Source organism: Pseudobutyrivibrio ruminis AD2017, from assembly GCF_000424305.1.
GTDB classification, from domain to species: domain Bacteria; phylum Bacillota; class Clostridia; order Lachnospirales; family Lachnospiraceae; genus Pseudobutyrivibrio; species Pseudobutyrivibrio ruminis_B.
Window position 1 is genome coordinate 139503 of sequence record NZ_AUJQ01000005.1, and the last position, 22161, is coordinate 161663.

Annotated in this window: 24 protein-coding genes; 19 read left to right on the plus strand and 5 right to left on the minus strand. The window is 40.1% G+C overall.

All coding sequences use genetic code 11. The annotated features are described in order from the left end of the window. The first annotated feature begins 29 nt into the window (after positions 1-29). The 5 genes from G611_RS0104195 to G611_RS0104215 all read left to right on the plus strand — a co-directional run bounded on the left by G611_RS0104195 (position 30) and on the right by G611_RS0104215 (position 3230). On the plus strand, positions 30-506 hold the full coding sequence (locus G611_RS0104195) for a nucleotidyltransferase domain-containing protein (RefSeq protein ID WP_028242563.1): 477 nt from the start codon (positions 30-32) through the stop codon (positions 504-506). Between the two features lie 100 nt (positions 507-606). Next, entirely contained in the window at positions 607-819 is a 213-nt protein-coding gene (locus G611_RS0104200; protein WP_028242564.1) for a hypothetical protein, read from the plus strand. 36 nt (positions 820-855) lie between these two features. Next, positions 856-1416, plus strand: a complete 561-nt coding sequence (locus tag G611_RS0104205; RefSeq protein WP_028242565.1) for a flavin reductase family protein — start codon at positions 856-858, stop codon at positions 1414-1416. A 19-nt stretch (positions 1417-1435) separates the two neighbouring features. Further along, on the plus strand, positions 1436-1996 hold the full coding sequence (locus G611_RS13830) for a GNAT family N-acetyltransferase (RefSeq protein ID WP_051195053.1): 561 nt from the start codon (positions 1436-1438) through the stop codon (positions 1994-1996). Positions 1997-2138: 142 nt separating this feature from the next. Then, complete coding sequence (locus tag G611_RS0104215) at positions 2139-3230, plus strand: hypothetical protein (RefSeq protein ID WP_028242566.1); 1092 nt, start codon at positions 2139-2141, stop codon at positions 3228-3230. Here G611_RS0104215 and G611_RS15165 read toward each other — a convergent pair whose 3' ends face one another. Next, positions 3231-3743 carry a SprT-like domain-containing protein gene (locus G611_RS15165; RefSeq protein WP_051195054.1) on the minus strand — a complete coding sequence of 171 codons (513 nt, stop codon included), beginning with the start codon at positions 3741-3743 and terminating at the stop codon, positions 3231-3233. It lies immediately after the preceding gene. Positions 3744-3849: 106 nt separating this feature from the next. Between G611_RS15165 and G611_RS0104225 the strand changes: the two genes are divergently transcribed. From G611_RS0104225 to G611_RS0104255, 7 genes are all read left to right on the plus strand, one after another. Further along, entirely contained in the window at positions 3850-4155 is a 306-nt protein-coding gene (locus G611_RS0104225; RefSeq protein ID WP_028242568.1) for a hypothetical protein, read from the plus strand. Positions 4156-4222: 67 nt separating this feature from the next. Next, positions 4223-7213 (plus strand): DUF3427 domain-containing protein, encoded by a 2991-nt coding sequence (locus G611_RS0104230; protein WP_028242569.1) that lies wholly within the window; start codon positions 4223-4225, stop codon positions 7211-7213. Between the two features lie 14 nt (positions 7214-7227). After that, entirely contained in the window at positions 7228-7629 is a 402-nt protein-coding gene (locus G611_RS0104235; RefSeq protein WP_028242570.1) for a (deoxy)nucleoside triphosphate pyrophosphohydrolase, read from the plus strand. 18 nt (positions 7630-7647) lie between these two features. Beyond that, complete coding sequence (locus tag G611_RS0104240) at positions 7648-7926, plus strand: acylphosphatase (protein WP_028242571.1); 279 nt, start codon at positions 7648-7650, stop codon at positions 7924-7926. A 16-nt stretch (positions 7927-7942) separates the two neighbouring features. After that, the gene (locus G611_RS0104245; protein WP_028242572.1) at positions 7943-8353 is read left to right on the plus strand and encodes a peptide deformylase; all 411 of its coding nucleotides are present in this window, start codon (positions 7943-7945) and stop codon (positions 8351-8353) included. 17 nt (positions 8354-8370) lie between these two features. Next, positions 8371-8946 carry a chromate transporter gene (locus G611_RS0104250; protein ID WP_028242573.1) on the plus strand — a complete coding sequence of 192 codons (576 nt, stop codon included), beginning with the start codon at positions 8371-8373 and terminating at the stop codon, positions 8944-8946. After that, positions 8943-9503 (plus strand): chromate transporter, encoded by a 561-nt coding sequence (locus tag G611_RS0104255; RefSeq protein WP_028242574.1) that lies wholly within the window; start codon positions 8943-8945, stop codon positions 9501-9503. Before G611_RS0104250 ends, G611_RS0104255 begins: the two co-directional genes overlap by 4 nt. 6 nt (positions 9504-9509) lie before the next feature. Here G611_RS0104255 and G611_RS0104260 read toward each other — a convergent pair whose 3' ends face one another. Further along, positions 9510-10544, minus strand: a complete 1035-nt coding sequence (locus tag G611_RS0104260; RefSeq protein WP_051195055.1) for a PAS domain-containing protein — start codon at positions 10542-10544, stop codon at positions 9510-9512. Further along, the gene (locus G611_RS0104265) at positions 10510-11208 is read right to left on the minus strand and encodes a Crp/Fnr family transcriptional regulator (protein WP_028242576.1); all 699 of its coding nucleotides are present in this window, start codon (positions 11206-11208) and stop codon (positions 10510-10512) included. Before G611_RS0104265 ends, G611_RS0104260 begins: the two co-directional genes overlap by 35 nt. Positions 11209-11338: 130 nt before the next feature. On the opposite strand from G611_RS0104265, the gene hcp reads away from it, so the two are divergent. The 5 genes from hcp to G611_RS0104290 all read left to right on the plus strand — a co-directional run bounded on the left by hcp (position 11339) and on the right by G611_RS0104290 (position 16755). Beyond that, the gene (hcp, locus tag G611_RS0104270) at positions 11339-12979 is read left to right on the plus strand and encodes a hydroxylamine reductase (RefSeq protein WP_028242577.1); all 1641 of its coding nucleotides are present in this window, start codon (positions 11339-11341) and stop codon (positions 12977-12979) included. Between the two features lie 138 nt (positions 12980-13117). After that, complete coding sequence (locus G611_RS0104275; RefSeq protein WP_028242578.1) at positions 13118-13492, plus strand: MerR family transcriptional regulator; 375 nt, start codon at positions 13118-13120, stop codon at positions 13490-13492. Positions 13493-13504: 12 nt separating this feature from the next. Continuing rightward, positions 13505-14506 carry an alpha/beta hydrolase gene (locus tag G611_RS0104280; RefSeq protein ID WP_028242579.1) on the plus strand — a complete coding sequence of 334 codons (1002 nt, stop codon included), beginning with the start codon at positions 13505-13507 and terminating at the stop codon, positions 14504-14506. 587 nt (positions 14507-15093) lie between these two features. After that, a complete protein-coding gene (locus G611_RS0104285; protein ID WP_155942242.1) occupies positions 15094-15828 on the plus strand; it encodes a hypothetical protein in 735 nt (244 codons plus the stop codon). 78 nt (positions 15829-15906) lie between these two features. Beyond that, positions 15907-16755 (plus strand): FKBP-type peptidyl-prolyl cis-trans isomerase, encoded by an 849-nt coding sequence (locus G611_RS0104290; protein WP_028242581.1) that lies wholly within the window; start codon positions 15907-15909, stop codon positions 16753-16755. A gap of 117 nt (positions 16756-16872) precedes the next feature. On the opposite strand, the gene G611_RS0104295 is transcribed toward G611_RS0104290, so the two are convergent. Further along, complete coding sequence (locus G611_RS0104295) at positions 16873-17547, minus strand: hypothetical protein (RefSeq protein ID WP_028242582.1); 675 nt, start codon at positions 17545-17547, stop codon at positions 16873-16875. Positions 17548-17693: 146 nt separating this feature from the next. Between G611_RS0104295 and G611_RS0104300 the strand changes: the two genes are divergently transcribed. After that, on the plus strand, positions 17694-19499 hold the full coding sequence (locus G611_RS0104300; protein ID WP_028242583.1) for a methyl-accepting chemotaxis protein: 1806 nt from the start codon (positions 17694-17696) through the stop codon (positions 19497-19499). A gap of 40 nt (positions 19500-19539) precedes the next feature. After that, positions 19540-20268: a hypothetical protein gene (locus tag G611_RS0104305; RefSeq protein WP_028242584.1), complete on the plus strand. Its 729-nt coding sequence runs from the start codon at positions 19540-19542 to the stop codon at positions 20266-20268. 47 nt (positions 20269-20315) lie between these two features. Here G611_RS0104305 and guaB read toward each other — a convergent pair whose 3' ends face one another. Beyond that, positions 20316-21773 carry an IMP dehydrogenase gene (gene guaB, locus G611_RS0104310; RefSeq protein ID WP_028242585.1) on the minus strand — a complete coding sequence of 486 codons (1458 nt, stop codon included), beginning with the start codon at positions 21771-21773 and terminating at the stop codon, positions 20316-20318. Positions 21774-22161 lie beyond the last annotated feature (388 nt).

Consider the following 22161-nt stretch of genomic DNA (forward strand, 5'->3'; position numbering starts at 1 on the left):
TGGTATAATCTTTTTAGGAGGAATAGATTATGGTTGATTCTTTAAAAGAGATAAGACAATCAATAGGCTATACACAACGCCAGGCAGCTGATTATTTAAAAGTATCACTGCGCTCATACAAATCTTATGAAAATGAACCAGATAAGGCTAGTACGGTAAAATACATGTATCTAGTAGATACACTCGGAAAACTTAATACTATTGACGAGACTCATGGAATATTAGATTTAGATTCTATTAAAGATAAATGTGCAAAAGTCTTTAGTGATTATCAAATAGAGTATTGCTATCTTTTTGGTTCGTATGCAAAAGGAAAGGCTAAGGATGATAGTGATATAGATTTGCTTATTTCATCAACTGTGAAGGGGCTAAAATTCTATGGCTTAGTCGAAAAGTTGAATACGACCTTGAAGAAGAAAATTGATTTACTGGATATGAATCAGTTGGTGGCTAATCCAGAATTACTAAATGAAATATTAAAGGATGGAGTCAAAATATATGGATAATGTTAAATTTGATTCATATTATAAATGAAGCAAAGCAAGCCATTCTTATAGATTAGCTACAGGGGTTTTCTGTAGCACTTTTATTATGGGAGACATTAACATGAAATACATCATCAAGAAAATTCAAGAAGCCGACTTTGGCTGCGAGGAACGCCCAGGTGGCTGTGGAGCAATGGATTTAATTCGTATATGCGATAGCGAAGGGCGTGAGCTAGAAATGGAAGTGCCAGATGCAGACTTACTGGCACAGAACATAAACGAAGGTGATTGGGTATACTTCGACAAAGATAACAATATTTATAAGGAAATTTAGAACATGAACATTCAAATATTAGAGGAGGGTAAAACTATGAGCAGAAAAGATTTTGGGGCAAAACCACTTAGCTATCCACAGCCAGTGTGGATTATCGCAACTTATGATGAGAACGGTGTTCCTAACGCGATGAATGCGGCTTGGGGTGGCATCAGTGAAGCTAACGAGGTTTCGGTTTGCTTGTCGGTAGGACATAAGACTTGCAAGAATTTCGAGAAGACTGGCGCTTTCACAATCAGCATGGCTGACGCTGACCATGTGGCAGCATGCGATTATGTAGGTATCGCATCGGGCAACAAGGACGAGGACAAGTTTGCCAAGGCGCACTTTACAGCCACAAAGAGCGCCCGCGTGAACGCACCTATTATTAATGAGCTTGCTGTTTGCCTGGAATGCAAGGTAAAGAGCTTCGACCATGACAGCTGTATTCTAAAGGGCGAGATTGTCAATGTCAGCGTTGACGAATCGGCTCTTACAGATGGCAAAGTGGATGTCAGCAAGGTTAAGCCTATCACCTTTGACCCATTCAACAACACTTACCATGTGGTTGGCGAGAAGGTCGGCGATGCCTGGGGTAGCGGCAAGAGTTTGATGTAATTTTACAGAAGGATTGAACATGGATTTACAACGATTAGACGAACACCAAATAACAAAGCTCTATCAAGAGCACATGGTTATAGATTTCCCTAAGGATGAGCTAAAGCCACTGAAAATGATTTTGCAATCGGTGCAGGATGGCTTTTATGATTGCTTGGGACTTTTTGAAAAAGAAGAGATGGTAGGCTACACCTTTATGGTAAAGATAGAAAACAGCTATCTTATAGATTACATAGCGATTTTCCCAGAGCACAGAAATAAAGGCGTAGGCGCCAATCTTCTTACTTTAATAGATGATTATCTTGGCGATGCAGATAGAATCATAGGAGAGGTAGAAGACCCTGCCTATACAGATGATGAGGCGCAAAAAACTCTTCAGACCAGACGCTTGGGATTTTATCTACGCAACAATTGCTATGATACGGATTTGCGTGTGGAATGCTTTGGAGTCAAATACATCATCCTTGAAGCCGGCAAGAAAAAGTGCCGCAATAAGGATGATGTATGGGACTTATATTCACGATTCTATAAGAAATTTCTTACGGCCGAAAGATTCGAGAAAAATATTTGGCGAATATAATAGCAGAATATATAGAGCTGCAAAAAACTGAAAGTATGAACTTATAATGAACTTTGCGTTTGGAGACTAGATTGTGAATCCCGTTATGATAATATTGTATATGGCTTTAGTGCCCAATAATATTTACACGAGGAGAAACAGTATGAAAAATAAGGGAATTGCATTAATTATTTGCTCTATGCTATTACTTTCAGCATGTGGCGCAGATAAAGCTGATAATGCGCAGGAGACAAAAACAACCGAAACCCAGGCGACAGAAAACACAGCAGAAAATACCGCGGCAGGAGAAAAGATTTCAAACAAACTTTTTGAAATTACCATGCCTGCAGATTTAGAGGGCGTCTACGTATCGGATGTTAAGGATGATCAGATTACTATCTATCACAAAGAATCAAAAGATGCTGGTTTTGATGGAATGGTATTTACGATTTGGGCAAGACCACTTCCATCCGAATTTGCTGGTGGACCTTATACAAAAAAGGGCGAATTGACAGATGCAGATGGTAAGCGTTACGAAGTAGTACTTGGCCAAGCCACAGAAGTTCAGTGGGATTACGAAAAATATACCGAGATGCCAGATGACTTCCAAAAGTTGTATGATTCAACCGAGGACATTCTTGCTGGTATGACAGGCGTAGACGGTGCAACATTTGAATACCTTGCAGGTACAAAGGGCGAAGACCTTTATGGAAATATCATTTTAAATTATAAGAAGGCATTTGAAGAGGGTTGGGATGCAAATTTATTTGAACAGAATAGCATGAGCCCAGAATTTTATAGCCTTGGTCAGGATAGCCTTTCAAATATCGGCTTTGCATATTACGACACTGACAAAGATGGAATAGATGAACTTTTTGTTGGAAGTCTTATGGATGACGAGCTGAAGGGGTCTATTTACGACATATATACAATGGTTGACGGCCTTCCTACTCACGTAATTTCAGGTACAGCTAGAAATAGATTTTATATTTATGATGGCGGTATGATTGTAAATGAATACTCAAGCGGTGCGCTGGAAAATGGCAAGCTTGTTTATTGCCTGGAGCCAAATTCAACAGAAATGGTTTACCAATGGGGAACCAAGATTGATGCATACGAAAATGAAGATCAGCCTTGGTTTACAAGCTACACAGAGGATGAATGGGAAAACGTATCGGAAGATGAATTCCAGTCACGTGAGGCGGCATCAGAAGATTATACAAAGTTAGATTTCAAGCCTTTGTCAGAGCTTTAATTATGCCAACTCTTTCTTCCAGGCTACAGCGCCACATCTTGCACAACCGTATTTACGATAATTTCTTGTGAAACGACTATCGCGTTTACGATATATGGTGGCACCACAGTTTTCACAGGTAAAAATGTATTTGATGGCCATAGAATGTTGTGATGTATATTCTTCAACACCTTTTTCTGCACCGGTGGTAACGCGCTTGATGTTATAACCATAGACCTGATTCATAACTTCCGCGTAATACTTCCATCTGCCAGTATGCTTCATGCATCCTTTGCAGGTGTGAAGTATTTCGTGGATGATAGTTTCCTTGCAGGCCATTTCGGAGATTCTATCATCAATAAGTAGCTTCTCAGCAATCTGAATTTCAAAAGTCTTATCTGGATTTTGCTTGCAAAGTCCCCATCTTGTTTTAGCTCTTTTATTTATAGTCCATGTTACGATGACACCTGGCTTTATGCCGATGCGTGTCACTTCTTGTAGTGATTCATTTATTAGTTTCTCAAAGTTTTTCATGGGGATTATTTTAGCAGAGGCAGATAATTACTTCAAATCTAAACGCGCAAGTATTAAAATAGAAAGAAGTAGAAAGAAGTGAGAAGTTCACTATTTAGGAGGCAGAATGGATTTTAAAGGAGAATGGGCAAAAAGCAGGGATGAGCTGGTTCAGGCCATAAGGAGCCTAGGCTTTCCAGATGAGCTTGGAGAGCAGATTGCAAAGATGCTGGGTAGTCCAAAGGCAATGGAAAGGATGATGGCATATCTTTATAATGTAAAGCCTAATTCAGCCGAGCTTATAGTGGATGAGGCTCTTGCTATTTGTAGCGATATAGACAGATGGCGAGAAAAGAAGGCCAGCGAAGCCGCCAATGCCAAGTATAATGAAATGCTATACTTTGGGTTTGATTCGGATGAAGACTATGAATGATTTTTGTAGCTGGATATAATAAAAGAAATTCTTTATTTATTGATAATATAAAGATCGGGAGAAATGTATGGCCAACATTGAGGAAGTAAAACTTGGATTACAGACAGCATATATAGATGGAAATGTAGTCTCTAATCTTGCATATAGACCACAGTTTGTATCTAACAATTATAAAGAAGGAAAGAAGGTTATCTCATCCATAGAGGATGAGCTTTCTGCATGTGATAGTTTTCAAATAAGCGTCGCATTTATTACGATGGCTGGAATTGCACCATTACTTCAAATCCTAAAAGAACTTCAAGAGAAGAATATTCCGGGTAAAATCCTTACAACAAACTATCTTAACTTTAGCGAGCCTAAGGCTCTAAAAAAACTTAATGAATTTAGCAATATAGAAATTCGTATGTATGATGTGAATGCTGCTGAAGAAGGATTCCATACTAAAGGATATATCTTTAAGAAGGATGAAATATATAGAATAATAATTGGCAGTTCTAATATTACAAAGTTTGCCCTTACAAGTAACAAAGAGTGGAATACTAAAATCGTATCTACGGAACAGGGTGAAGTTGCGCAGGAGATAGTTGCGGAATTTAACGATTTATGGAATTCCCAGTATGCTTTGAATTTTGACGAGTTTTATGAAAACTATACACAAGCATATAAGATTGTTAAAGAGCAACAAAGGATTGCCAAACAAAATGAAGTTACATCAATTGAGAGTTATAAGTTAAAGCCAAATAGTATGCAGGTAGGCTTTATCACAAATCTTAAGAAGATTGTTGATGCTAATGAAAATCGTGCATTACTGATTTCTGCCACTGGAACTGGTAAGACCTACGCTTCAGCATTTGCTATGAGAGAAATGAGATTCAAAAGGGTTTTGTTTCTTGTTCATAGAGGACAACTAGCTAGACAGACAGAAAAATCATATAAGAGAATTTTTGGAAAAACTATTACAACAGGAATAATAGGTGCGGGACATTCTGTTGATGAAAATAAAGACAAAGACTATATATTTGCAATGATTCAGACTATGAGCAAGGATGAGTCACTTCAGCAATTTGCACCCGATGCCTTTGACTGCATAATATTTGATGAAGCTCATCACGCAGCTGCGGATTCATATAAGAAAGTTATGGATTATTTTACGCCTAGTTTATGGCTTGGAATGACAGCTACACCTGACAAAAGAGATGATAATATTGAGGGGCGTAATATATATGAAATCTTTAATTACCAAATTGCTTATGAAATAAGATTACAGCAGGCTATGGAAGAAAATCTTTTATGCCCATTTCATTATTTTGGAATAAAAGATATTTCTATCATTGGCGATGATGAATCTGCACATAGAGATTTTAGTGTTTTAACAAGTGATGAACGAGTTAAGCATATTATTGAGCAGACTCAGTATTATGGTTTCAGTGGTGATAAGGTAAAAGGATTAATCTTTTGCAGCGGAATAGAAGAGTCTAAAACGTTGTCTGCAAAGTTTAATCAGATGATTAATCCTGATACAGGGCGAAAATATAGAACTATCGCATTAAATGGTGATGCAAGTGAGGATGCGCGACAAGAGGCGTTTGAGAGATTGGCTATGGATGAGTCCGATGCCACAGAGGATATACAACCACTTGATTATATCTTTTCTTACGAAATCTTAAATGAAGGTGTAGATATTGTAGAAGTAAATCAGGTCGTAATGCTTCGCCCTACACAATCACCTATAGTGTTTATCCAACAGCTTGGACGAGGCCTTAGAAAAGCAGCGGGAAAGGAATACGTTGTAATTATTGATTTCATTGGAAATTATAATAATAACTTTATGATTCCGATAGCTCTTTCTGGTGACCGTACTTATAACAAGGATAATATTCGTAGATACGTTATGGAAGGTGGTAGAGTAATTCCAGGTGCGTCCACTGTTCATTTTGATGAGATAAGTAGAAAGAGAATCTTTGATTCTGTTGATAAAGCTAATTTTAGTGACATTAAGTTAATAAAAGAAAATTATACAAATTTAAAGAATAAACTTGGTCACATTCCAGCACTAAAAGATTTTGACGATTATGGTGAGATGGATGTGCTCAGAATATTTGATAATAATAGTTTAGGTTCCTATTATAAATTCTTGGTTAAGTACGAAAAGGAATATACAATACGTCTTTCCGATAAGGAAGAGAAGATGATTGAATTTGTTTCGAAAAAATTGGCAAATGGAAAGAGAATCCAGGAGCTTAGACTATTAAAACGTATGCTTGCATATATTAATAATGAGCCATTGAGACACCTTATGCATGGGTTGGCTGAAGATTTAAAGCATGATTATGGTAAAAATCTTTCAAAAGACCAAGCTGAAAACATAGTTAATGTAATGACCAATGAGTTTCCTTCTGGCTCAGGAAAGCAGACGTATTCTGATTGTGTTTTTCTGGAAAAGGATGAGTCTGATTATATGCCAAGTGCTTCTTTCATGGAAATGCTTAAGAATAAAGAGTTTTATAACATACTCAAAGAACTTATTGATTTTGGAATAAGTAGATATGAGAGGGACTACAGTAAGTCATATTTAGATACAGATCTTGTACTTTATCAGAAGTATACATATGAAGATGTTTGTAGATTGCTTAATTGGGAAAATAATGAGGTCCCAACAAATATTGGTGGATATAAATTTAATCAGAAAACAAATACTTTCCCTGTTTTTATAAATTATGAGAAAGATGATGACATAAGTGATACTACAAAGTATGAGGACCGTTTTACAAGTAATAAAACATTGATAGCAATATCGAAGTCAGGACGTAAAATTGCATCGAATGATGTTCAAAACTTTCTTAACAGTAAAGAACTTGGTATACGGGTTGAACTGTTTGTTAGAAAGAATAAAGATGACAAAGGTTCGAAGGAATTCTATTATTTAGGTCGAATGACACCTAGCGGTTATGCAAAAGAATTTACAATGGCTAACACGAAGAAAACTGCAGTTGAAATCGAATGGATATTAGATGAACCTGTTAGAGATGATGTATATGACTATATAGTGAGTGTTTAAAAGGAGAACTGTTTATGAAAACAATAAGAGTAGTTGCAGCAGTAATTAAAGCTGAGAATGAACAAAACAAACCAATAATCTTTGCTACTCAGCGAGGCTATGGAGATTACAAAGATGGCTGGGAATTTCCAGGCGGAAAAATAGAAGAAGGCGAGACTCCACAGGAAGCGCTTAAACGTGAAATCATGGAGGAGCTTGATACAGAAATTAGTGTTGGAGAGCTGATTGATACTATCGAGTACGATTATCCAACTTTCCACCTTTCAATGGACTGCTTCTGGTCAGAAATCGTTAGCGGAGATTTAGTCCTTAAAGAGCATGAGGCTGCAAAGTGGCTTACCAAGGAGCAACTTGGAGATGTTGACTGGCTTCCAGCCGATATTACATTGATTGATAAAATTGATGAAGCTATATAGTTATGTAGGGATTTTAAAATGAAAGAATTAGTAAGATACCACATGGTCTTCACTGGTCGTGTACAGGGAGTTGGATTTAGATATAAGGCAAATTATATTGCAGACCAATATCGCCTGACAGGGTACGTGAAAAATGAATACGATGGTTCAGTCACTGTAGAAATCCAGGGCTCAGAGCAGGAAATCTATATGTTTTTGAAATCCTTGGCAAATGATAGATACATTGATATTTATGATTTGAGGAAGGCAAAGATTCCTGTGGAAGAGGATGAGAGAGGATTTGTGGTGCAGTACTAAATTATGTGAGGTCATTATGGTAAAACAAATAGTAAAAGATCAAATCTTCCTACAACAAAAGAGCGAGCCAGCCACAGAGGCGGACGCCCAGGTGATTGTAGATTTGATGGACACATTAAAAGCAAATTTAGATAGATGCGTTGGCATGGCGGCGAATATGATTGGCGTGAAAAAGCAAATCATTGTGGTAGCGGCTGGGCCATTCGTCTTTCCAATGGTAAATCCTGTGATTACCAAAAAGAGCGGCAAATATGAGACCGAGGAAAGCTGCTTATCACTAGATGGCGTTAGGCCATGTGTCAGATACGACGAAATCGAAGTAGATTATCTGGACCAGAACTTCCAGCCTAAGCATGGAAGATATAGCGGATTTACAGCTCAGATTATTCAGCACGAAATTCAGCATTTCAGTGGAGAGCTGATTTAGCATAAGGAGGCGTAATTTTGCCCGTACTATTAGATTTATTATTAACCTTCGCTAAAATCGGTATGTTCACCTTTGGTGGAGGTTACGCCATGATTCCTCTTATCGAGAATACATGCGTGGAAAAGAAAAAGTGGATAACACATGATGAGATGATGACGGTTGTGGTAATTGCAGAGTCCACACCAGGACCAATTGCAATCAACTGCTCTACCTTCATTGGATACAAAAAAGGCAAATTGCCAGGCGCCATTGTTTCCACAATAGGGATGGTGCTGCCATCTTTCATAATCATTTATTTAATTTCAAGATTCTTGAATCAATTCCTTGAAATCACCTGGGTGGTAAATGCATTCAAGGGAATCAAAATCGCAGTAGGAATTCTTATCGTTGATGCGGCCATCAAAATGATTAAGAAAATGAAGAAGACACCAGTGCAGATTGTGCTGGTTAGCGTTTCAATCATTTTAATGCTCGCCATAAATCTGTTTGCACTTAACATCTCATCGATGGTATTAATGCTTGCATTTGCCATTGTGGGAGTGGGAGTGTTCGCTGTGGAAGATATTCTGAAAGGGGAGAGTACAAAGAGATGATATTTTTAGATCTTTTTATTGGCTTCCTTGAAGTAGGATTATTTTCATTTGGAGGTGCCTATGCAGCCATCCCTCTTATCAGGGATGTGGTAATGGCCCACGGTTGGCTGGATGATGATATGCTAGCCTACATGATTGCCATTAGCGAAAGCACCCCTGGGCCAATCATGGTAAACATGGCTACTTATGTGGGAAGTGAAAAGGGCGGAGTGCTAGGCGCGGCCATAGCTACAATAACCGTTGTGCTGCCAGCCTTTTTTATCATTCTGCTTATCATGGTAGTCATGAGCAAAATCCTTGAAAACAAATATGTAAAGGCTGGGCTTACTGGGCTAAAGGCCTGCATTATCGGAATCATCCTGGTAACTGGCCTTAGTATGATTGCAAATAACTGCGGATTAACAGATGCAGCCAATCCAGACATGTTGACCATTGGATTGACTATTGCTATCGCTTTTATCTACTTCGGCTCAAGGAAGTTTTTGAATAAATCTATTAATCCGATTTTGTTAATCTGTTTATCGGCAGTGGTTGGCGTTGTAGCCTATGGCTTGTAGCTTTGATTACCTACTAAAATGCTTCTCAGCAAATCCCATAGGCTGGACGCACTCCAGCGTGCCCACGTAATTATTATCTTTATCTCTGACAGCCATGTATCTAATCAGCACAGGCTGATTGTCGCGGCTGCTCCATACGTCAACGGAATTTCTATTTCCAGCGCGGAAATCTTCAATGATGGAACGCACCATAGGCTCGAACTTAGGTGGGTGGCAAGTGAAAACCTCTCTGTCTAATGCCATAAGCGGGCGTTTGAACAGCTTCATGTCGTCCCCGTCGTTGAAGTATTTATTGACATTGTTCACATCCACAAAAGTTAGCTCCATTGGAATGGTGTTTAGCATGGCATCCAGCTGAATTCCGGTAAGACTGCCGGAAGGAAGATTAATCACTTCCTCGCACTGAGCCATTTCAGCCATCTTTTTCTTAGGAGTAGCCTTTTCCCAGGCAGGGCGTTTTTCAATGAGGCACTGCTTGTAATCATCCAAATCTCTGGCAATATCCTGCCATTCTTCCTCAGTAAAATTCTTAGCGCAAAGAGGATAGATGATATTTTCTTCCTTATAAATCATTTCCTCGGCCTTTGTGACAACCGCATTCAGACGCTGATTCCAAGCCTCATCCTCTAAAAGAGATGGGAAATCCTTGGCGCTGTTAGATAGCACTTTCATCTCGTCACGAATCTCACCATCCACGGTCCACATAACATCTGTTGGCCCAGCAAATCTGTATTTTAGCTTAAGAAGAGGATACAGCAAATCACCCTTTTCGGCGTAATGAACAGCAATCTCTCTAGCCTTATCCAGCGTCTCCACCAGATTACCGCGAGTTTCCATGGCCTGGCGCAACTCGCCGAGTACCGCTAAAATCGCTTCATTTTCCAAAGCAAAAATATTAAGAGGATGATTTTCAATCTGCTTTAGGCTAAGGTACTGCTCATCAGCACCATCCTGCCTTTTCAGTGGCGCAGCCTTAATTCCAGAGCCGATTCCCATGCCGAAGCTTTCATTTTTTAGAGTCTCTTTTATGTTCTTTTCCATGCGTTCCATCCTTTACTATAAACGTGTCCTTGTCAAAATCTATTATTCCATCATCCCTCATTTTCGATAGCTCGCGGATCATTGCGCTGCGGTTCACCGACAAATATTCCGCCAAAGCCACTCGCGAAAGAGGGGAGCTTACATATTTTGATTTCTGCTCGAAAGCCAGCTGGGAGATGTAGGCTAACAGCTTTTCCCTGATGCTGCCCTTGGAGAGAATTTCTATCTTATTAATAAATTTCTGATTCTTACAACCCAGCAAATGAAACAGGTTTGTGACAATCTGCCCGTGAAAAGCACAGGCATTTGGACAGGTGTGAATGATGTTGGCAGCGGCCAAAAACAAAACCTTAGAATCTTGCGCGGCCTTGAATATAACCGATGAGGAAATATCCTTTTGCACCGCGAAGCTTTCGCCGAACAATTCCCCAGGCCCGTAGAAAGTGAACAGGGAGCTGTTGCCCCAAATATCTTCCTTTATCATATGAACGCTTCCGCTCAGCACAATCCCAACGTAGGGGATGCTGTCCGTTTCCATATAAATGGTCTGTTCCCTTTGGTAATCCTTTTTGAAGGAGCGGATGCATCCTAGCAGCTTGTCCAGGTCTGCCTCCTTAATGTTTTCAAAAAGCTCCACTTTGTTATAGCTGATTTCTTTTTCCATAGATTTCACCTTCCAATCATATACTACCTTAATCATACGATGGAAGGAGTTGCATTTGCAACTATTTTGACTTTGGGATTGGTATATAGTGCTTGCAGAATCAAAAAACACGTTTCAAAGGAGTCAAACAATGGAAAATAAGATGTTTTGTTATCAATGTCAGGAAACAGCTGGATGTGCAGGTTGCACAATGTCTGGCGTATGTGGAAAGAAGCCTGAGGTGGCCAATTTGCAGGATTTACTTGTATACGTAACAAAGGGAATTTCCGCAGTAACCACAGCACTTCGCGCTGAGGGCAAGGCCGTGGCAGAGGATGTTAATCATCTAATATCAGTGAACTTATTCACAACAATCACAAATGCAAACTTCGATTATGATGCCATAGCTGCAAAAATCGAAGAGACTCTTTCTATTAAAGAAGAGTTATTGGGCCAGCTTAGTGCTGAGGCTCGCGCTAATCTTCCAGAGGCTGCTATGTACAATGGCGCCAAGGCAGATTTTGACGAGAAGGCAAAAACAGTAGGCGTTCTTTCGACAGAAAATGAAGACATTCGTTCATTAAGAGAGCTCATTACCTACGGTCTCAAGGGACTTGCTGCATATTCAAAGCATGCAAATGCACTTCTTAAGGATAATGTGGAGGTGGATGCATTCCTTCAGAAGGCCCTCGCCGCAACTCTTGATGACAGTCTTTCTGTAGATGATTTGGTGGCCCTCACATTGGAAACTGGAAAATACGGTGTGGATGGAATGGCTCTTCTTGACGAGGCCAACACATCTGCCTACGGAAATCCTGAAATCACACAGGTTAACATCGGTGTAAGAAACAATCCAGGAATCCTTATTTCAGGTCATGACCTGAAGGATTTGGAGATGCTTTTGGAGCAGACCAAGGGCACAGGGGTTGATGTGTACACTCATTCTGAGATGTTGCCTGCCCATTATTATCCATTCTTCAAAAAGTACGATAACTTTGCTGGAAATTACGGAAACGCATGGTGGAAGCAGAAGGAGGAGTTTGCCAGCTTCAACGGCCCAATCCTTATGACTACAAACTGCATCGTTCCACCTGCTGATTCTTACAAGGATAGAATGTTCACAACTGGCGCGGCAGGTTACCCTGGCTGCAAGCACATCGACGGAAAATATGGTGAGGTAAAAGATTTTTCAGAAATCATCGAGATGGCAAAGAATTGCCAGGCACCAACAGAAATCGAAACCGGTACAATCACTGGCGGCTTCGCTCATGAGCAGGTATTCGCTTTAGCAGATAAAGTAGTTGACGCTGTAAAATCTGGCGCTATCAAGAAGTTCGTTGTAATGGCAGGCTGCGACGGCCGTGCTAAAAGCAGAAGCTATTATACAGAATTTGCCCAGGCCCTTCCAAAGGATACGGTCATCCTCACAGCAGGCTGCGCAAAGTACAAATACAACAAGCTTGATTTAGGCGACATCGGCGGAATCCCAAGAGTGTTAGACGCTGGTCAGTGCAACGATTCATATTCACTAGCCCTCATCGCCCTCAAGCTTAAGGAAGTATTCGAGCTGGATGACGTCAACGACCTTCCAATTGTTTACAACATTTCGTGGTACGAGCAGAAGGCGGTAATCGTTCTTCTTGCACTGCTTTATTTAGGCGTAAAGAACATCCATCTTGGACCAACACTTCCAGCATTTCTTTCGCCAAACGTGGCTAATGTGTTGGTTGAAAACTTCGGCATTGCCGGCATTACTAATGTTGAAGATGACATTAAGTCGTTGATTGGTTAGCACTAAGCTTGCTTGATTCCAGTAGAGGCCCAGAGTGGGCCTCTATTTTTGTTGTCATTGTTACTAAAAAATTCACAAAAACTCCCTTGACTTGGAGTTAGCTCCAAGGTGTATAGTGAAACCATGGAGGGCAAAGTCATGACAATTAAGGAAGTCTGTGAGAAATATAATTTAACAGCAGATACCCTAAGGTATTACGAAAGAGTTGGTGTAATTCCTGCGGTTTCCAGAACTGCCGGAGGTATCAGAGATTACACTGAAGTGGATCTTGGCTGGGTTGAGAATGCAGTTTGCATGCGTGATGCAGGTTTACCAGTTGAAATGCTGATTGAATACGTGAAGCTTTTTCAGGAGGGCGATTCTACAATCGACGCTAGAACTAATCTTCTAAAGGAAGCCAAAGAGCAAATCTTAGAGACTAGAAAAAAATATGATATGGCTCTTGAAAAACTAGAGTATAAGATTGGCCGCTACGAGGTGGCCCAGAAAACGGGAAAGTTAACATGGGAGTAAGGAGGAACGACAATGATAAATAAAGAAGAACTTACATTAGTGACAGAATGGGACAAGACATTCCCTAAGAGCAATAAGGTGGAGCATAGCAAGGTGACATTTGTGAATCGATATGGCATCACACTTGCGGCAGATATGTATGTGCCAAAGAATGCTACAGGAAAGCTTCCTGCCGTCGCAGTTTCAGGACCTTTTGGTGCAGTGAAGGAGCAGTGCTCTGGATTGTATGCCCAGGAGATGGCAGAAAGAGGTTTCCTTACAATTGCCTTCGATCCATCCTTCACAGGTGAGAGCGGTGGCAACGTTAGATACATGGCATCCCCTGACATCAATACAGAGGATTTTATGGCAGCAGTTGATTTCCTTTCACTTAATGAAAAAGTAGACCCTGAAAGAATCGGCATAATCGGTATTTGCGGCTGGGGTGGAATGGCCATCAACACAGCAGCTCTTGATACTAGAATCAAAGCTACAGCAGCAATGACTATGTACGATATGACAAGAGTAAATGCCAATGGATATTTTGATTCGGCAGATTCTGAGGAAGCCCGCTACGAGGCAAAGAAGGCTATGTGTGCTCAGCGTTTGGAAGATTTGAAAAATGGCGATTATAAGTTAGGCGGTGGAGTGGTAGATCCACTTCCAGAGGATGCACCATTCTTCGTGGCAGATTATTATGATTATTACAAGACTGAACGAGGCTATCACAAGCGTTCACTTAATTCCAACGGCGGTTGGAACGTAATCGGCTGCGAATCTTTCGTCAATCAGCCTATCCTCAAGTACTCTAACGAAATTAGAAGCGCAGTCCTCCTAGTTCATGGTGAAAAAGCCCATTCTTGCTATTTCTCAAAGGATGCTTATGCAAACATGATTAAGGACAGCAAATACACAGATAACAAGGAACTTATGCTCATCCCTGACGCAGTTCATACCGACTTGTATGACGGCGGCGAGAAGAAGGTTATCCCATTTGATAAGCTTGAAAGCTTCTTTATGGAGTATTTGAAGTAAGACAAATACCTACTAGCTACACAGAAAAAATCTTTCACAGATAGTAGTCAAAAATCAACTGACTACTATCTGTGATTAAAAGATAGTATCTAGATAGTAGCCATGCACAAATGCCTTACTATCTATAGTCATAAAAACTCTCACAGATAGTAACCCAGTCAACACCCGTTACTATCTGCAGGACTAAAAGTCTCAATAGGTAGTAACCTGCCGAGAAACCCTTACTATCTAAACGCCTAAAATCCCCCGCAGATAGTAGCCCACTAACAAAACACTACCTCCCAGCATTGCAAATTCTATTCTAGATAGTAGTCGATTCACAAAATCCCATCCCATTATCTAAAAATTTCATTAAATATTACAGATGTTACAAAAAAATTAAGAAAAAATTTTTTATTCATTGCAAAATAAGCATTTTTAGGGGTTCGGCAAGGGTGCTGTAGCACGCTAATTTAGTAGCGTTACAGCACATAATGCCACACTGCTATTTCGATGGAAAAATTGCCACAAAAATGACATATAGCCGTTGCTAGATGTCATTTTTTTTGTTAGACTACCGACCTTGTGAAAGAGAGGTAGTTATTTTTATGAGAGGATTCAATTCAAATGACATTCGATCGGGCCGCCTGGCCTGTAGTTTAACTTTAATCGCATCACTATTATTAATTAGATATTGCTACTGCTACATACGAAGCTACGCAATGCCACTTGAGGTAAACGAAACTCAGGTAGAAGAGACAATAACTATTGAAGACATTGAAATTATTAACGGAATGAATGAAGCTGCTGAAGAAATCATTGAAAGTGATAAGGCAGCATATGAAGAGGCTGAGGCAGCCCAGGAACAGGTTGAAAGAACTGAATATGATATACCAAGTAGTTTCGTAAATCCTGTAACTGGAAAGACCGTAAGCTATAAAGGTGGAAAAACCATCGAGCGCTCTAGCAGGATTACATATGGTGAGGCAGGCGAAATCAATAGATTAGCAACTCCTGACCAAGACGGTTTTATGAAATTGGATAACAGATATTTAATAGCTGTTGGTAGTAGATTTGATACTGAACCAGGCCAGTACATGGATTTGGTTCTTGAAAATGGTATGGTAATACAATGTATCATGGGTGACCTTAAAGCCGACCAGGATACAGATAGCACTAACACATTTACTTATCATTCTAGATGCTGCTCAGAGTTTATTATAGATAAAAATACAATACGTTCAGACATATATCAGCGTGGAAATGCCTCATTAAAAATGAGCATGTGGGACTCACCGGTAGTAACCATTGTTGTATATGAAGATTTTTACGAAGAGGCCTAAGGCCTCTTTTTAAATTTATTGCTAAATTATAACAATGAGGGTATAATAGCAAGAGTTTTTGTTTTGAAGGAGTATAACATGAGAATAGCAGTTACATATGAGAATGGTCAGGTGTTCCAGCATTTTGGACATACAGAACAGTTTAAGATTTACGAAGTAGAAGAGGGCAAGGTAGTATCATCCCAGGTTATCGGTTCTGACGGACAGGGACACGGTGCTTTAGCAGGTCTTCTTAGCAATAATTCAATCGATGTACTTATTTGCGGAGGCATTGGCGGTGGAGCTCAGGCTGCACTTACAGAACACGGTATTGAACTTTGCGCTGGCGCATCTGGAGATGTTGATGCAGCAGTAGAAGCATACCTTAAGGGTGAGCTTATCAACACAGGCGTTAACTGCGATCATCACGGTGAGGGCCATACATGTGGCGACCACGAAGAAGGTCACAGCTGTGGCGGTCACTCTGGTTGTGGCGGATGCCATTCTAAGCCTGCATTCGAGGGCAAGAACGTTGGCAAGACATGCCGTACACACTACAGAGGTACATTTAACGATGGTACACAGTTTGATTCATCATACGACAGAGGCGAACCACTTGAATTCGTTTGTGGTGCAGGCATGATGATTAAGGGCTTTGACAAGGCTGTAGCTAACATGGAAGTTGGCGAGAAGGTTGATGTTCATCTTATGCCAGAAGAAGCTTACGGAATGCGTGACGAGAACGCAGTCGTTACAATGGAAATTGCAGAGCTTCCAGGCTCAGAGGAGCTTGTTGAAGGTCAGCAGGTATATTTACAGGATCCATACGGCAGACCATTCCCTGTAAAGGTTGTGGCCAAGGATGATACTAACATTACTTTTGATGCTAATCATGAGATGGCAGGAAAAGAACTTAATTTCACAATTGAACTTGTAGAAGTAATCTAAAAAAAGACCTCTAATCCTTCGGGATTAGAGGTCTAACCATTTCTGTATTGCGACAGCTACACCGTCGTTATCATTGTATCCATCTCTGCAGGCAATCACTGCTTAATTCGTCAATCACTAGTTCTCCACATAATACACTCTTTTAGAGCTTCCAGAGGAATCGTCGCCTGTTTCTTTGGCTTCTTGTAAAAGAGCCTTAAAATCTGCGATATCGCGGCCGGAATCATAAGGTGTAACATATACGGCATATACTACATGATTATTGTCCGTATTTAGTATCATCGCCACATGGGCGTAGTACCGTTTTTCCTCCATAGTTCCGGTGTAGGTGTACAGAAATGTTTTGATGCCATCTATATAGGTAGTTTCTGATGACAGCCTTTTAGCATCTGGCACCATGGAAACAGCCAATTCATCAATCTTTTCGTACAGGACGGATTCACTTAGAAAGTAGGATACCCACAGATGGTCTAATGCTTCATTTCCTAATATAATAGTAGAATTTTCTGAAATGGTTAGTGATTCAGATTGCTCATAATTAGAAGGAATTGCAAAGGTTATGCCGCCAGTGCTATAGGATACAGCATCCTCCATGGATATAGAGGTTGAAGTTACCGCTTCAACTCCAGAATCTGCCGATGGGTTATTACCAGATTTTTTCGACAGTCTATAATATAGAAGAAAGACAATCAAAATAGATATAGCTATGATGACCAACAACATAATAGTAGCGAACCTAGAGTGAACTCTTTCATTATCTTCAAATACCTGTTTATTTACTGTATTACTCAATAGGATAATCCTCCTTTATATATAGTATATTTTCTTTGTAAATTATCAGTGAATAATCTGTGAAAACAAATTATTATCAGATAATATCTGATATATTTTAAATTAGCTTTATAGTCAATTTTCTTAATTGGAGGAGAACCTGAACGATGGATGGGACTAAGAAAAGGGGAACATTAAAAACTACATTAGTGGCAGTCATTCTTACTGCGGTAATCGTCACTGCAGGCATCATTACATTGTTTTCGATTTTTAATACAATCAAGACAAATAATGAATCCACAGAGGCTTACAGTTCTCGTTTATTGGAGGATGTAGAAAATCAGCTTAGATATGAGACTGAGGAAGCTATGAGTATCTGCCAGGTTATGTATGCCAGATATCAGGCAGGGGAAATGTCTCTAGAACAGGCTAAGAAGGAATCTGCAGATATTATCAGAGAGCTTCGTTATAACGAGGGTAATGGATATTTCTGGGTTGATACCTCTGAGGGTGTTAACGTTGTTCTTCTTGGACGTGATACAGAAGGTCAGTCACGTTGGGATTTAACAGATTCCAGCGGAAACAAATTCATCCAGCAGATGATTCAAAACGGTTTGCAAGAAGGCGGTGGATATACACATCTTATGTTTGCAAAGCCAAATGAAACAGAAGAACTTCCAAAGATTAACTATACAGCATACTATGAGCCATTCGACTGGGTAATGGGTACAGGTGTGTGGATTGATGATTTGGAGGCACTTGAGACGGAATTCGTTGCTCATCAGCACCAGGCTCTGATTGCAAGTGTGGTACAGACAATTATTGTTCTTATCGTACTTATAGCAGTAGGTGCGTTTATAGCCTTCTACTTTGGCTCAAGAATTACTCAGCCAATCGCTCTTGCTACAAATCAGATGGTAAGAATGTCCAACAGTGATTTTACCGAAACTGACGAAATAGCAGAGGTAAGAAAGCTTGTAACCCATAATAATGAAATCGGCGCTATTTCTGAAGCCCTTGATTTGATGCATTCTAATATAAGAAATCTTATGCTTCAGATTTCCGATACTACATCATCTGTTGCAGCAGCATCTGAAGAGCTTTCAGCATCAGCTACACAGTCGGCAGAAGCCAGTGAAATGGTTGCTACATCTTGTACAAATGTTGCAACATCCTGCTCAGGACAGATTAATGCGGTTTCAGGTGCTAGTAATGAAACAGATTCCTTCGTTACTAACATGGAGAACTTCAAGGAAGCTATCAATCGTTCAGGTGATATGATTAAGGCTACAAATGAAGCAGCTATCAATGGCGCTGCTGATATGACAAATGCAACTGAGATGATGAATACCATCAGAGAGTCAGTGGAAAATACAGCAAATGTTGTTGAGGACCTTGGCGAGAGTCTTAAGAGCATCGATGAATTCGTTGTTACTGTTGCAGAAATTGCCAGCCAGACTAACCTGCTTTCTCTTAACGCTTCAATCGAGGCTGCAAGAGCAGGTGAGATGGGTAAAGGCTTCGCAGTTGTTGCCAGCGAGATTTCAAAGCTTGCTGACGAATCTAACCAGGCAGCACAGAAGATTAACGAGCTTATTGCAGGTATCATGAAGAATTCTCAGGAAGCTGTTACAGCTATGCGTCAAGGCGCAGAAGAGGTTGTTAACGGTTCTGACCTTGTTAACGAGGCCGGTGAAACCTTTAACAACATCGTTAATATGGTTAACTCTATTTCAGAGGAATCAAACACAATGAGTTCTATCGTAGATCAGCTCTCAGGTGGAACAGATACAATTGCTAAGAACATACATGAAATCGAGCAGATGAGTATTGCAGTAGCAGATGAGACATCTAACGTTTCTGCAGCATCAGAGCAGCAGACAGCATCTTCTTATGAGGTTGCTCAGGCATCTGACAGATTGGCAGGAAATGCACAGGAGCTTCAGGACTTTGTTGCAAGATTCTCTCTATAATACTCCATTCTAAAAAAAACTAGACTAAGGAGCAAAAAGTATGGATTGGATTGGTGTTAATGTTTTCGTGTGCATATTGGGATTGGCGCTTTTGGCGGGGCTTCCGGCTTTCTTTGGCTGGAAGAACACTATGCAACAAACTAAGGAGCAGTATGCTAATACCTTAAAGGAGCTGGCCAAGCTTGATAAGCAGTACATGCCTCACACTAATCAGCTTAACAAAAATCTTAATACCATTAATTATTGGTTGAAGACAGGGAAGGACCCAACCGAATCCGATGAGGAAGCGGAGAAAGCTGAGAAGGAGGACAGATTTTTCAAAGGTCTGATGAATCCAGTGGAAGCCAAGAAATGGAAGGACGCAGTAAAAAAGGCTAAGCAGGAGGATTTGGAAGATTTGGATATTAAGTCCATCCGAGTGAATGAATTTGATGTGAAGGATATGGAACCATGTGATGTTGGACAGACAGATATGAAGTTCTATTATTCTGATGACTTTGGCGAAAACATTTACTATTGCATCAATCCTGACGCAGTATCAAAGCGATTATATAGGCATTTGGTATTTTTCACTACAGCCAGAACTACAAATATACCTCTTGTTTATCCATACAAATATGAGGGAGCACAGATGCTTTCTCTTTACACACATCCAGCCCAAACCGTATGGTTTTTACAGAACTGGAAGCTGATAAGAGAGGGCTTAGAGTCGGGTAAGATAGAAGTGCCAGAAATTGATGAATCCGTAACCGACGAATTTGATTTATAAATAATTAGAGCCAACAGGTAATGTAACCTGTTGGCTCGTTTTTTTAATTAACCTTCTACAGAGTAGTTAGGAGCTTCCTTTGTGATATGAATATCATGTGGATGAGATTCCTTAAGGGATGCAGCAGAAATCTTAACGAACTTGCCGCGCTCCTGAAGCTCTGGAATAGTAGGGCAACCACAGTAACCCATACCAGAACGGATACCACCGACAAGCTGGAAGATAACGTCCTCAAGGCTTCCCTTGTAAGCAACACGTCCTTCAACACCTTCTGGAACAAGCTTCTTGGCACCTTCCTGGAAGTAACGGTCCTTAGAACCATTCTCCATAGCTGCAAGACTTCCCATACCACGGTAAACCTTGTACTTACGTCCCTGATAAAGCTCGAATGAACCAGGAGCTTCGTCACAACCTGCGAACATTGAACCCATCATACATACTGAACCACCAGCAGCAAGAGCTTTTGTCATATCACCAGAATACTTGATACCACCATCAGCAATGATTGGAATACCGTATTCCTTAGCTGTCTCGTAGCATTCCATGATTGCAGAAATCTGAGGAACACCGATACCAGCAACAACACGTGTAGTACAGATAGAACCAGGTCCGATACCAACCTTAACAGCGTCAGCACCAGCCTCGATAAGAGCCTTTGTAGCAGCGCCTGTAGCGATGTTACCAGCGATAACCTGTAAATCAGGATAAGCAGCCTTAACTTTCTTAACTGCCTCGATGATGTTCTTTGAATGACCGTGAGCTGAGTCCATAACGATAACGTCAACCTGAGCGTTAACTAAAGCCTCAACACGCTCCATCATATTTCCTGTAATACCAACGCCGGCACCACAGAGAAGTCTTCCCTGATCATCCTTAGCAGCGTTAGGGTATTTAATCTGCTTTTCAATATCTTTAATAGTAATAAGACCCTTGAGCTTGAAGTTGTCATCAACAATAGGAAGCTTTTCTTTACGAGATCTACCAAGAATCTCTTTAGCTTCTTCTAATGAAATACCTTCCTTAGCTGTAACAAGGCCTTCTGAAGTCATTGATTCGCTTATTTTTTTAGAAAAGTCAGTTTCGAATTTAAGGTCACGATTAGTGATGATACCAATGAGTGTGCCGTCTTCCTTTGTAATAGGTACGCCAGAAATTCTGAATTTTGCCATTAATTCGTTTGCTTCTGCAAGAGTGTTGTCAGGTCCTAAGAAGAATGGGTCAGTGATAACGCCGTTCTCAGAACGTTTTACCTTGTCAACTTCTTCAGCCTGCTGTTCGATTGACATGTTCTTGTGGATAATACCAATTCCACCTTGACGAGCCATTGCGATTGCCATGCGGGATTCAGTAACTGTATCCATAGCGGCACTCATCATAGGAATGTTAAGCTTAATTTTTTTAGTAAGATTTGTGTGAAGATCAATAAGATTTGGAGTTACTTCCGAATACTGTGGAACCAGTAAGACGTCGTCGAAAGTAATGCCATCACCAATAATCGATGCCATAGGGGTAACCTCGCTTTCTTTGTTTGACAGTAAATTTTTTAAAATTATATTTAACAAAAAGGACTATGTCAATGAAAAGCTGAAAGATAAAAGTGACAATATTTTTGCAATAAACAGAGAATTTTTTGACATGTATACCGTGAGAAGACAAGTGTCCGCAACAGACGAAATATCAAGTGTAAAAGTACTCAAAAGTGGCGAGATTGTTAATTTTTTAGCAATATTATACAACAAAACAAAATTATTTAACAAATTTGTACTCGAAAATGAACAGAAAACCACCCTTGGTCAGTTGAAAAAATTTTTCAATAGTTCTATCATTAAACTACGACATTGTGGGACGGTCATCCGGTTTGTAAAAAATGCCCGTTCTAGTAACTATAAATGT